5 protein-coding genes are annotated in these 6,037 nt (G+C 47.3%); 4 read left to right on the plus strand and 1 reads right to left on the minus strand.

From position 1 onward, the window contains the following. Positions 1-694: 694 nt before the first annotated feature. From E5983_RS08345 to ftsY, 3 genes are read left to right on the plus strand one after another with little or no spacing between them, the layout of a single operon-like run. Positions 695-1,489, plus strand: coding sequence for an HAD-IIB family hydrolase (locus tag E5983_RS08345; RefSeq protein WP_160333389.1), 795 nt, complete (start codon positions 695-697; stop codon positions 1,487-1,489). Next, a complete protein-coding gene (locus E5983_RS08350; protein WP_160333390.1) occupies positions 1,486-2,319 on the plus strand; it encodes a Cof-type HAD-IIB family hydrolase in 834 nt (277 codons plus the stop codon). The genes E5983_RS08345 and E5983_RS08350 overlap by 4 nt, the downstream gene beginning before the upstream one ends. After that, positions 2,306-3,673 (plus strand): signal recognition particle-docking protein FtsY, encoded by a 1,368-nt coding sequence (gene ftsY, locus E5983_RS08355; RefSeq protein WP_160333391.1) that lies wholly within the window; start codon positions 2,306-2,308, stop codon positions 3,671-3,673. The genes E5983_RS08350 and ftsY overlap by 14 nt, the downstream gene beginning before the upstream one ends. Positions 3,674-4,089: 416 nt before the next feature. On the opposite strand, the gene zwf is transcribed toward ftsY, so the two are convergent. Further along, entirely contained in the window at positions 4,090-5,514 is a 1,425-nt protein-coding gene (zwf, locus tag E5983_RS08360) for a glucose-6-phosphate dehydrogenase (protein WP_160333392.1), read from the minus strand. A gap of 389 nt (positions 5,515-5,903) precedes the next feature. Between zwf and E5983_RS08365 the strand changes: the two genes are divergently transcribed. Further along, positions 5,904-6,037, plus strand: a 134-nt coding sequence (locus E5983_RS08365) for an IS630 transposase-related protein (protein ID WP_160332216.1), incomplete at its 3' end; no start/stop codon positions are given.

The following is a 6,037-nucleotide window of genomic DNA, read 5'->3' on the forward strand; positions in this document are numbered from 1 at the left end:
TGCCATTGTTTTTTAGCAATTTCTGATGATTTTTTAGCTATTTACACGGAGTTGTTTGAGGTATGAATAATTTGGGTGAATTTTAGTATCAGAGAGGATAAGTCAGAAAATAATTAATCAAAAATCCTTGGAATGAATCGTTCCAAGGGTTTTGTGCGTTACAGTGATCAGAGAAAAGTTGTTATGGATGTCTTCCTCCTAGGCCGACTGGCCTAAAAGAATCCAGTGATGACTTCAAGGAGTTCTTGGGGGCTATGAACTTCAAAGTCTATGAGGCATTCACCTCCAGCTGGTGCTGGTCGGTGGCGATGGTTGAACCAGACAGAGGACCAACCGGCTTTGTGCTTACCTTCGACATCATTTTCAAAGGAATCCCCAATATACAAGGTTTCTTTTGGTATGACCTTAAACTGTCGAGTCGCCTTATCAAAAATTTCGCAGGGAGTCTAGTCAATCCGTCTCTACAAATATGTACCTTGATTAGTAAATGTAAATGATTTAATTAGTCTGGGTATTTTTAGAGGTCCCCTTTATTAACCAAAGTCAATGAGGCTAGACTTTTGTCCCTGCCTCTTTCCTAAGACTTTGGTCATAATCAAGGGCGTGTCGATCGGACAGGTCCTTTTTTGGTGCTTCTGTGTTAAAATAAAAGGAGATATTTTGGAAATTTTTGAAAAGGACTGGGGTAGCTTGTATGTTTCGATTAATGGCGACAGACTTGGATGGGACATTTTTAGATGGGAACCATCAGTTTGATCAGAAGCGGTTTGCCAGCCTCTTGGATCGTTTGGATGAGCTGGGGATTGTATTTGCGGCGGCATCTGGTCGTGGGATTGCGTCGATGCGGGAGTTGTTTGCGGACTTCCGGGATCGGATGTATTTGATTGGTGAGAATGGTTCGATTATTGAGGAGCGGGGTCAGGTGATTTGGTCTCGGACCATGGATGCGGAGACGGTGGAGCAGCTGTTTGCGGATTTGGTGGCAAGTCCTTATGTGGATAAGAATCAGTTGATTTTTTCGGCGGAGCATGAGGTTTATGCCTTGGAGACGGTGGATGCGGACTATTTGGAGTTGGCGCGGGAGTATCATCCGCAGATTCAGTTGATCGGAGATTTGCAGGAGATGCAGGAGCCGATTTTCAAGGTTACCTTGAATTTGCGGGAAGCGGAGGTGCAGGAAGGGGTGGCTTGGCTGGTTCAGCATTTGCCGGGTTACTCGGTTATGACGACGGGTTACCAGACCTTGGATATTGTTCCTACAGGGATTGATAAGGGAGCGGCGCTGGGGCGTCTGTTGTTGATGAAGGACTGGCATCCGGATGATTTGGTGGCTTTTGGAGATCAGCTTAATGATCGGCAGATGCTGGAGTTGGCTGGTTTGGCTATTTGTCCAGAGAATGCCAAGGATGAGATTAAGGCCATTGCCGATCGTGTGATTGGCCCTGCTAGTCAGGGGTCTGTGCTCAAGTATATGGAGGAGCTTGTTTGATGGATATTCGTTTAATCGCCCTGGATTTAGATGGGACCTTATTGACCAGTGAGAAGAAAATCAGTCCGCGGACTAAGGCTGCCTTGGCGGCGGCTCGTAAGCAGGGGGTCAAGGTGGTTTTGACCACGGGGCGGCCTCTGAAAGCCATGGATTTTCTGTTGAAGGAGTTGGACTTGGATGGTCAGGCGGAGGAGTATGCGATTACCTTTAATGGTGGTCTAATCCAGCGCAACACGGGTGAGATCCTTGCCGAGGCGCAGTTTAGTTACGAGGAGGTTGCGGAGTTGTATCAGCTTAGTCGCGAGCTTAATCTGCCTTTGGATGTGATTCAGGAGGGGACCGTCTTTAATCTTGAGGGGCCGATTGTCTCACGTTACCAGTCCTTCAATCCAAGTTTGGATTTCCAGCTGATTTCCTTTGCCGATTTGGAGGAGCAGTCCTTTTATAATAAGTGTATCTCGGCTCACGACGCAGCTGCTTTAGATGGGGCAATCCAGCAAATCCCAGCCCCATTTTTTGAAAAATATGGAATCTTTAAGTCCCGCGACCAATTGCTGGAGTGGCTGCCAAAAGAGGCGGATAAGGCAAGAGGATTGGAGAAATTAACAGCTCTGCTGGGCTTGAGCAAGGACCAGGTGATGGCTTTTGGAGACGAGGCCAACGACTTGTCGATGGTTCAATGGGCTGGCTATGGGGTTGCCATGGGCAATGCCGTTCCAGCCTTGAAGGACGTGGCCTGGAAGGTCTTGGAGTGGACCAATGATCAGGAGGGTGTTGCCCGAGCAGTGGAAGAATATGTATTGAAGGAGAAACAAGATGGGGCTATTTGATCGCCTATTTGGAATTGAGAAAGCAGAAGATCCGCAAGAAGAGCCAGTAGTCGAAGTAACCGAGGAAGTTGAGGCGCCAGCCGAAGCGTCTGAGCCGGAGCAACTGGAGGAAGTGGAACCGGCAATCGAAGTAACCGAGGAAGTTGCGGCGCCAGCCGAAGCGTCTGAGCCGAAGCAACTGAAGGAAGTGGAACCGGTAATCGAAGTAACCGAGGGAATCGAGACTCCAATTGAAGCATCTGAGCCTGAACAGCCGGAGGAAGTGGAAGCTGCTGAGATTGCGGTTGAAAAGGTAACGGCTGAAACCCTGCCGGACTACTATGTACAAATGCGGGCCCAGCTGGATGCAGCTAGTCGCAAGGTTGAGGAAGAGCAGTTCCAGGATGCCTTGGAAGAAGTTCGCAAACGCCGGGAAACTGAAGCTGAGAAATACAATCGGAGTTTGCAGAAAACCCGTTCAGGTTTCTTGGAAAGCCTCAACGCCTTTTTCGCCAATTTCCGTACAGTGGACGAGGAATTTTTCGAGGAGTTGGAAGAACTCCTCATCACCAGTGACGTCGGTGTGCAGGTTGCGACCCAGCTAACCGAGGACCTACGTCAAGAAGCTCGCTTGGAGAATGCTAAAAAACCGGAAGACTTACGCCGGGTTATTATTGAAAAATTAGTGGACATTTACGACAAGGATGGTCACTATGAAGAGGAAATTAACTTCCAAGAGGGTCTGACAGTCATGCTCTTTGTCGGAGTCAATGGCGTCGGTAAAACAACCTCTATCGGAAAACTAGCCTACCGTTATAAAGAAGAAGGCCGCAAGGTCATGTTGGTCGCAGCCGATACCTTCCGGGCAGGAGCTGTGGCCCAGCTAGTTGAATGGGGCAAACGCGTGGGTGTGCCCGTTGTCACTGGACCTGAAAAAAGCGATCCAGCCAGCGTTGTCTATGATGGCCTAGAACGGGCCCAAGCCGAAGGTGTTGATGTCCTCTTGGTTGACACAGCCGGCCGCTTGCAGAACAAGGACAACCTCATGGCTGAGCTGGAGAAAATGGGTCGGATCATCAAGCGCGTGATTCCCGAGGCCCCTCATGAAACCCTCTTGGCCTTGGATGCCTCCACCGGTCAAAACGCCTTGGTACAGGCTAAGGAATTTTCAAAAATCACACCGGTTACCGGGATTGTCTTGACCAAGATTGACGGTACAGCGCGTGGAGGAGTTGTGCTGGCTATTCGCCAGGAATTGGATATTCCGGTGAAACTGATCGGCTTTGGTGAAAAACTCGACGACATAGGTGATTTTAATTCGGAGCAATTTATGCGCTCCTTATTGGATGGCGTGTTTGTGACCGAGATGGAGTAAGAGTCGTTCAATAGGAATTGGAATTGGGACGGGACTAAATTTGAAAAAATTTAGTTAATTCGCTTTCTTAATTTTGGGCTCATGCTAAAAAGATCCACTGGATCTTTTTACTCCCACCCCCGCAAGGTTGATTAGGTCGGGTTCGGAGTCCTCTCGGCGAGTCAGGAATTGACTCGCTGAGCCTATGATATGGACGAACATGAAATGTTCGCTATCAAGCGAACGATTGGAGTTTGCTTCGCAAAAAAGATTTGGTACTCTCTAACAGCATACAATGCTGTTAGGCTCAATCAGCTACTACGTCAAAGGTATTTTGTTAATCATAAAGAGAGAGGCTAGACTTTTGTCCCAGCCTCTTTTTTTATGTCGATAAAAAAGACAAACCTCAATTTGAAGTTTGTCTTGAAATCTATATCCTACCAAATCCATTTGGCGTCAAACTGAGCCAGGAGTTGGTCAGCGGCTTCGGGGCCGTGGGAGCCGGCTGGGTAGAAGTGGAGAGGGCTTTGGTCTTCTTGCCAGCTGTGCTCGATTTTGTCAATCAGCTTCCAGCTTGCTTTAACTTCGTGCCAGTGGCTGAAGTTAGAGGAGTTGCTTTGGAGGGCTTCAAAAATCAATTTTTCATAGCCTTCTGGTCCTTCAGGGCGGTCGAAGGAGCTGATGGCTTGGGGCTGGATTGTGAAGTCGTAGCCTGGTATTTTTTGGTTAAATTGGAAAGAGATGCCCTCTTCTGGTTGGATGTAGAGGGTTAAAATGTTGGGTTCTAAATCCTCGGCAAAAATGGTCTCTTCTTGTTTGAAGACGATATCCACTCGTGTGGCCTTTTCAGCCAGGCGTTTGCCGGTGCGGATGAAGATAGGGATGTTGCGGAAACGGTCGCTGTCCAGGAAGAAGACACCGGCAAAGTAGGTTTCCGTCATTGAGTCTGGATTCACCTTTGGCTCCTCGCGATAGCCTGGTAGGTCCTGGCTATCGGTGTATTGACCGCGGATAAAATGGTTGGCTAGCTCTTTTGGCCCTGGCTTCTTCAAGGATTGGAAGACCTTGACTTTTTCTGCCCGGATATCATGCTTGCTGAAGGAGTGGGGCTTATCCATGGTTAATAGGGATAGAATCTGTAGGGCATGGTTTTGCACCATATCCCGCAAGGCACCGGATTGGTCATAATAATCCCCGCGCTCCTCGACGCCTAGTTGTTCGGCGAGGGTGATTTGGATGTTATGGATGGAGTGGCGATCCCAGATACGATCAATGATGGGGTTGGCAAAGCGGATGGCGTAAATATTTTCAACCATCTCCTTGCCTAAATAATGGTCGATGCGGAAAATCTGGTCTTCGCGGAAGGACTCCATCAGCTCCTCATTGAGCTGGCAGGCGGACTCCAGGTCGGAGCCAAAAGGCTTCTCGATAATCAAGTGCTCAAAGCCAAGGCCATCGATGATGTTTTCAGACTTGAGGTGCTTGGCGATAGTCCCAAAGAAACGAGGGGACATGGAGAGGAAAAAGAGCTTGTTGTTGTCTGCCCGGTAGCGATCATTGAGCTGGTTCTGGAGCTCCCGGATATTTTGATAATCCAAGGTGCTGGTGACATCGTGGCTTTGGTAGTAAAAACGAGCCGCAAAGTCCTGAGCTTGACTTGGATCAGTCACTAAATCCTGAATGGATTCAAGAACAACCGCTTCGTATTCCTCCTTGGACCAAGGACGACGAGAGGCGCCGATAACCGCAAAATTATCTGCTAGCTTTCCGGTTTTGAACAGACGAAATAGGGCAGGATAGAGCTTGCGTTTGGCTAAATCTCCACTGGCACCAAAAATGGTAATAATGGCTTTGGCAGGCATAGGGAACCTCTTTCTATGTTCTGTGTTTTTGAAAATTATACCATATTCAGCAAGTAGAGAGAGAAATGGAGTTCTATCAAAGCCCTATCCAAGGATAGATGACGGAAAAAGTCACTATTGAAAACGTCTGCCGTAGGTGATGTTAAAGAGCCATTGGGAGTGGGACAGAACTAATTTTGAAAAAATTTTCTACCATTTGTCAACTATCTTTTTCAAAATATGCCAATTTATTTAGTTCGTAGTTCCACCCCCGCAAGGCTGATTAGGTTTTCTTCTAAGCTTGAAAAAGCGAATGAAGAAACCAATCAGCTACTGCGTCAAAGTTGTTTCACCAATCAAAGTATAGTAGAATGAAACAAAAACCGTACACTTTGTACTATACTATTTTTATGGCATATTCAGTAGATTTTCGTGAAAAAGTTCTTTCATATTGTGAGAATATTGGCAGTATTTCTGAAGCAGCAACTGTTTTCCAAATTTCTCGTAATACCATTTATCAATGGATTAAATTAAAAGAGAAAAC

Source organism: Streptococcus danieliae (genome assembly GCF_009767945.1).
GTDB lineage: Bacteria > Bacillota > Bacilli > Lactobacillales > Streptococcaceae > Streptococcus > Streptococcus danieliae.

Excerpts from the sequence above, each read along its gene's own strand:
- E5983_RS08345 (WP_160333389.1), top strand. The coding sequence starts at position 695 with ATGTTTCGATTAATGGCGACAGACTTGGATGGGACATTTTTAGATGGG.
- ftsY (WP_160333391.1), top strand. The coding sequence starts at position 2,306 with ATGGGGCTATTTGATCGCCTATTTGGAATTGAGAAAGCAGAAGATCCG.
- zwf (WP_160333392.1), bottom strand. The coding sequence starts at position 5,514 with ATGCCTGCCAAAGCCATTATTACCATTTTTGGTGCCAGTGGAGATTTA.